Raw genomic sequence first — 5259 nt, 5'->3', positions numbered from 1 at the left:
CGACCGGGTGTTCACCAAATACCCGTTCTTCGGGTCGCGCCAGATCGCCGCCTATCTGCGCCGTGACGGAATCGTGGCGGGGCGTCACCGTGTCCGGCGGCTGATGGCGAAGATGGGCCTTGAGGCGATCTACAGGCGGCCCCGAACCAGCCAGCCTCATCCTCAACACCCGGTTTACCCGTATCTGCTGCGGGGCATGGCCATCGACCGCCCGAACCAGGTCTGGTGCGCCGACATCACCTTCATTCCTGTCCGGCACGGCTTTCTCTACCTCGTGGCCATCATGGACTGGGCCACGCGCAAGGTGCTGAGCTGGCGGCTCAGCAACACGATGCACGCCGACTTCTGCGTCGAGGCGTTGAAGGAAGCCATCAGAAAGTTCGGTCCGCCCGAGGTCATGAACACCGATCAAGGGTCGCAGTTCACCGGATCGGCCTGGATCGCCACGCTGACCGAAGCCGGCGTGCGCATATCCATGGATGGCCGGGGCCGGTGCATGGATAACATCTTCATCGAACGCCTGTGGCGGTCACTCAAGCAGGAGGCGGTCTATCTCGAAGAAATCGCCGACGGATTCCAAGCCCGGCGGGTGATCGGAAATTGGATGACGTTCTACAACACCGAACGGCCCCATTCTTCCCTTGAGCGCAGAACGCCCAAGGAGGCATATTGGGACGGTCAAGATCAGAAAATGGCAGCATGAAACCTAACCCGGATACACCTTAGAAACGCTGCCAAGCTGTCCAAAAAATCGGGACCACTTCATATCTCCTCATCTGTCTGCCCGGTGCAGAAGGAACTGCAACTTGTTGCAATGGCCGGCGCCGAATCCCTTTCAATCAACGGTTGCCGGGACTAGTTTCGAGAAAAGTGATTACTTGAGGGACGTTGGGTCAGCGGTTGAACGACGAGAACAAGCATCCAGAACAGCTCGCGCGGGACAAGATCGATGCCGCGCTGAGGGCGTCTGGCTGGGAAATTCAGGACAAGTCATCCATCGACCTGGGCGCGTCCCTGGGCGTGGCGGTGCGTGAATATCAGACCGATGTCGGTCCGGCCGACTACGTGCTGTTCGTTGACCGCCAGCCGGTGGGCGTCGTTGAGGCCAAGCCCGAAAACTGGGGCCACCGCCTGACCATCGTCGAGGACCAGTCTACCACCTACGCGCAGGCCAAGCTGAAATGGGTGGAGAACACCCGGCCGCTGCCCTTCGTCTACGAGAGCACCGGCACCGTCACCCGCTTCACCGATGCCCGCGATCCCAAGCCCCGGTCGCGCGAGGTTTTCTCATTCCACCGGCCCGAGACGCTCAAGGAATGGGCCGATGCGCCGAAGTCGCTGCGAGCTGCCCTGCAAGACTTGCCAGCCCTTCCCACGGATGGCCTTCGCGATTGCCAGATCAATGCCATCACCAACCTTGAAGCGTCGCTCAAGCAGGGCCGCCCCCGCGCGCTCGTCCAGATGGCCACCGGCTCGGGCAAGACCTTTACGGCGATCACCGAGGTCTACCGCCTCCTGAAATTCGCTAAGGCCCGCCGGGTGCTCTTCCTCGTCGACACCCGCAACCTCGGCGAACAGGCGGAACAGGAGTTCCTCTCTTACGTCCCCAACGACGACAACCGGAAATTCGGCGAGCTCTACTCCGTCCAGCGGCTCAAGTCCGCCTTCGTTCCGTCCGACGCGCAGGTCTGCATCTCGACCATCCAGCGGATGTATTCGCTCCTGAAGGGCGAGGAGCTGGACGAGGCGGCCGAAGATACCAACCCGGCGGAAACCCAGTTCAAACGCCGTGAGCTGCTCCCGGTCGTCTACAACCCGAAAATCCCGCCCGAGTTCTTTGACGTCATCATCATCGATGAATGTCACCGCTCGATCTACAATCTCTGGTGCCAGGTGGTGGAGTATTTCGACAGCTTCCTCATTGGCCTCACCGCCACGCCCGACGCTCGCACCTACGGCTTCTTCCGCAAGAACGTGGTCAGCGAATACACCCACGAAGACGCCGTCGCCGATGGCGTGAACGTCGGCAACGAGGTCTTCCTGATCGAGACCGAGATCACGACACGCGGCGCCGAGATCAAGGCCCGCCAACTGGTCGAGCGGCGGGAAAAGCTCACCCGCAAAAGCCGCTGGGAACAGCAGGACGAGGACGAAGCCTATTCGGCGAAGCAGCTTGACCGCTCGGTCGTCAACCCCGACCAGATCAGGACGGTCATCCGCGCCTTCCGAGACAAGCTGCCCGAAATCTTCCCCGGTCGCACGGAAGTCCCCAAAACCCTGATCTTCGCCAAGACCGACAGCCACGCAGACGACATCATCAAGATCGTCCGCGAGGAGTTCGGCGAGGGCAACCAGTTCTGCAAGAAGGTGACCTACGGCAGCAAGGAAGACCCGAAATCCGTCCTCGCTTCCTTCCGCAACGACTATTACCCGCGCATCGCCGTGACGGTGGACATGATCGCCACCGGAACCGACGTCAAACCGCTCGAATGCCTGCTCTTCATGCGCGACGTCCGCAGTCGCAACTACTTCGAGCAGATGAAGGGCCGGGGCACCCGCGTGCTGGACGCTGACGAACTGCGCAAGGTCACGCCCTCGGCCCGCGCCAAGACCCATTACGTCATTGTCGATGCGGTCGGCGTCACCAAATCGGTCAAGACCGCCTCGCAGCCGCTCGACACCAAGCCCTCGGTGCCGCTGAAAGACCTCGCCATGGGCGTGATGATGGGCGCGGCGCGGGATGATGACAGCATCTCCTCGCTCGCCGCCCGGCTCGACCGGATTGATCGGCAGATCGAGCCCGCCCAGCGCAAACAGGTCGAAGAGGTCGCCGGCCGCCCCCTGCGGGAAATCGTCCGCGCGCTTTTCGACGCCATCGACCCCGTCGCCGCCGAGGCCGAGGCAAAGGCCGCCACCGGCGCCGAGGAGCCCACGGAAGAGGCCGTGAAGGCCGCCCGCGATGCCCGCGTGTCCAAGGCCGCGGGGCTCCTCACCGGCCCGCTGATCGAGACCATCGACACCATCCGCCGCGACCTGGAACAGACCGTCGATCACGAAAACCTCGATACGCTGACCCGGGCCGAATGGGCCGGTGACGCCGACGAGAACGCGAAGAAGATCGCCGCCGAGTTCGAGGCATGGCTGAACGAGAACCGCGACCGGATCGAGGCGCTGACCATCATCTATTCCCAGCCCGCCCGGCGGAAGGAGATCACCTATGCCATGATCCGCGACCTGGCCGACCGCCTGCGCGCCGAGCGGCCGAACCTCGCGCCCTTGAACGTCTGGCGGGCCTATGCGCATCTTGACGATGTGAAGGGCGATAGCCCGGCAAGCGAGCTGACCGCGCTCGTGGCCCTTGTGCGCCGCGCCGCCGGCATAGACAAGACGCTCACCCGCCATTCCGACCGGGTGCGCCGCGCCTTCCAGACCTGGGTGATGGGCCGCCACGCCGGGACGACGGAGAAATTCAGCGAAGAACAGATGCAGTGGCTGCACATGATCCGCGATCACCTGATGACGAGCTTTCACATCGCCCCCGATGACCTCGACCTTGCGCCCTTCGATGCCCATGGCGGGCTGGGGCGGATGTATCGGCTCTTCGGCGAGGAGATGGAGACGGTGATGGACGAGCTCAACGCGGCGGTGTCGGCATGACAAAGGTTCGTGATGAAACCGTCACCGTGAAGCTGGGCGAATTGGGGGTCCTACATTGCGGGCAATCACCGTCTTCGGCGGAAGTTAACGAGGACGGCAACGGCGAGCTTTATGTGACCGGACCTGAGCAATATCGCGACGGTAAGCTCGTCCACAAAAAATGGACTACCAACCCAAAACGTATCGCACCTGACGGATGTATATTTATCACCGTCAAAGGAAGCGTTGGCACGATTTTTCGTGGACACCGTGCGGCGATAGGCCGTGATATCTACGCGTTCGAACCATTCCCAGAAGTCGACCCGAACTATGTTTATTTTGCGATCTTGGAGAGCATCGCGTCGATTAAGCGCGGCGCAAAAGGAGACATTCCCGGGATTTCAAAGCCGGACATAGTTGACCACGAGATTCTTTTTCTTGGCCCTCAGGGGCAAGCGAAACTCGTGGCGAAGATCGAGGCGCTGTTTTCGCGGCTGGAGGAGGGGGTCGCGGCCCTGCGCGGGGCGAAGGCGCGGCTGAAGCTCTACCGCCAGTCGCTGCTGAAGGCAGCCTTCGAGGGCCGCCTGACCGAAACCTGGCGCCGCCAGAACCCCCACCTGATCGAGCCCCCCGAAACCCTGCTTTCCCGCATCCGCACCGAACGCGAAGCCGCCCACAAACAAGCCCTCGCCGACTGGCAAGAGGCCGTCCGCGATTGGGAGTGTTCAGGGCGCCTCGGCCCCAAGCCGCGCAAACCCGCCGCATCCAATGACTTCGACACCATCACTCAGGACGAGCGCGAGCCTGTGCCACCCATTCCAAAAGAATGGTTGTTGGTGCGGCTTGGAGAGGTTTCCATGAAGTGGTCCCGATTTTTTGGACAGCTTGGCAGCGTTTCTAAGGTGTATCCGGGTTAGGTTTCATGCTGCCATTTTCTGATCTTGACCGTCCCAATATGCCTCCTTGGGCGTTCTGCGCTCAAGGGAAGAATGGGGCCGTTCGGTGTTGTAGAACGTCATCCAATTTCCGATCACCCGCCGGGCTTGGAATCCGTCGGCGATTTCTTCGAGATAGACCGCCTCCTGCTTGAGTGACCGCCACAGGCGTTCGATGAAGATGTTATCCATGCACCGGCCCCGGCCATCCATGGATATGCGCACGCCGGCTTCGGTCAGCGTGGAGATCCAGGCCGATCCGGTGAACTGCGACCCTTGATCGGTGTTCATGACCTCGGGCGGACCGAACTTTCTGATGGCTTCCTTCAACGCCTCGACGCAGAAGTCGGCGTGCATCGTGTTGCTGAGCCGCCAGCTCAGCACCTTGCGCGTGGCCCAGTCCATGATGGCCACGAGGTAGAGAAAGCCGTGCCGGACAGGAATGAAGGTGATGTCGGCGCACCAGACCTGGTTCGGGCGGTCGATGGCCATGCCCCGCAGCAGATACGGGTAAACCGGGTGTTGAGGATGAGGCTGGCTGGTTCGGGGCCGCCTGTAGATCGCCTCAAGGCCCATCTTCGCCATCAGCCGCCGGACACGGTGACGCCCCGCCACGATTCCGTCACGGCGCAGATAGGCGGCGATCTGGCGCGACCCGAAGAACGGGTATTTGGTGAACACCCGGTCG

At 62.0% G+C, this 5259-nt stretch carries 4 protein-coding genes; 3 read left to right on the top strand and 1 reads right to left on the bottom strand.

Annotated features, from left to right (window positions below; all coding sequences use genetic code 11):
* The 3 genes from C4S70_RS18180 to C4S70_RS18580 form a co-directional block, all read left to right on the top strand.
* Positions 1–703, top strand: a 703-nt coding sequence (locus tag C4S70_RS18180; RefSeq protein ID WP_146064273.1) for an IS3 family transposase, incomplete at its 5' end; no start/stop codon positions are given.
* 197 nt (positions 704–900) lie between these two features.
* Positions 901–3657: a type I restriction endonuclease subunit R gene (locus C4S70_RS18175; RefSeq protein ID WP_104009492.1), complete on the top strand. Its 2757-nt coding sequence runs from the start codon at positions 901–903 to the stop codon at positions 3655–3657.
* Entirely contained in the window at positions 3654–4553 is a 900-nt protein-coding gene (locus tag C4S70_RS18580) for a hypothetical protein (protein ID WP_146064272.1), read from the top strand. The genes C4S70_RS18175 and C4S70_RS18580 overlap by 4 nt, the downstream gene beginning before the upstream one ends.
* A gap of 3 nt (positions 4554–4556) precedes the next feature.
* Here the strand turns inward: C4S70_RS18580 and C4S70_RS18165 are convergent.
* On the bottom strand, positions 4557–5259 hold a 703-nt coding region (locus C4S70_RS18165), incomplete at its 5' end, for an IS3 family transposase (protein ID WP_146064271.1).

This window comes from Jhaorihella thermophila (genome assembly GCF_900108275.1).
In the GTDB taxonomy this organism is placed as follows: domain Bacteria; phylum Pseudomonadota; class Alphaproteobacteria; order Rhodobacterales; family Rhodobacteraceae; genus Jhaorihella; species Jhaorihella thermophila.
This window is presented reverse-complemented; position numbering and strand designations above follow the sequence as displayed.